Source organism: Oleiphilus sp. HI0061, assembly GCF_001635675.1.
The window spans coordinates 1-797 of sequence record NZ_LWFE01001584.1; the positions used below are offsets into that span (position 1 = coordinate 1).

At 48.2% G+C, this 797-nt stretch carries 1 protein-coding gene; it reads left to right on the forward strand.

The window, feature by feature from the left end; translation table 11 throughout:
- Positions 1 to 43: 43 nt before the first annotated feature.
- Positions 44 to 797, forward strand: a 754-nt coding sequence (locus A3735_RS24690; protein ID WP_304440017.1) for a DNA gyrase subunit A, incomplete at its 3' end; no start/stop codon positions are given.

A 797-nucleotide genomic window follows, 5' to 3' on the forward strand; every position in this document is an offset into this window, starting at 1 on the left:
AACTGGCCGCTTTTTATAGAGTCCTTAATTAAAAAAGGTAACCATGACCAACGAAATTATGTCTTTTGAAGACGGAGTTGAACAGGTTTCGCTTCGTGAATACACCGAGAAAGCTTATTTAGACTACTCAATGTACGTCATTCTTGATCGTGCATTGCCACATGTTGGGGACGGCTTGAAGCCTGTCCAGCGTAGAATCGTTTACGCTATGTCCGAATTGGGCTTGAAGGCGACAGCCAAGTACAAAAAGTCTGCTCGTACGGTGGGTGATGTCTTGGGTAAGTTTCACCCTCATGGAGACAGTGCTTGTTACGAGGCAATGGTCTTGATGGCGCAGCCCTTCAGTTATCGCTACCCCCTTATTGACGGACAAGGAAACTGGGGTTCTCCGGATGACCCGAAGTCTTTTGCTGCGATGCGATATACCGAGTCAAGGCTGGCTCCTTACGCAGATACACTTTTAGCTGAGTTAGGTCAGGGCACCGTAGAGTGGGCGCCAAACTTTGATGGCACCATGGATGAACCTAAAACTCTGCCAGCACGCTTACCTAATTTGCTATTAAACGGTACCACGGGTATTGCCGTGGGTATGGCAACTGATATTCCACCACATAACCTTAGGGAAGTGGCGAGTGCTTGTATTCGCTTACTTGATGACAGCAGTGTCAGCAATGAGCAGCTTGCTGAGAATGTTCTGGGGCCGGATTATCCTACTGGTGCCGAGATCGTGACGCCTCGTACTGAGTTATTGAATATCTACGAAACGGGCAGAGGCTCGATTCGTATGCGTGGAATTT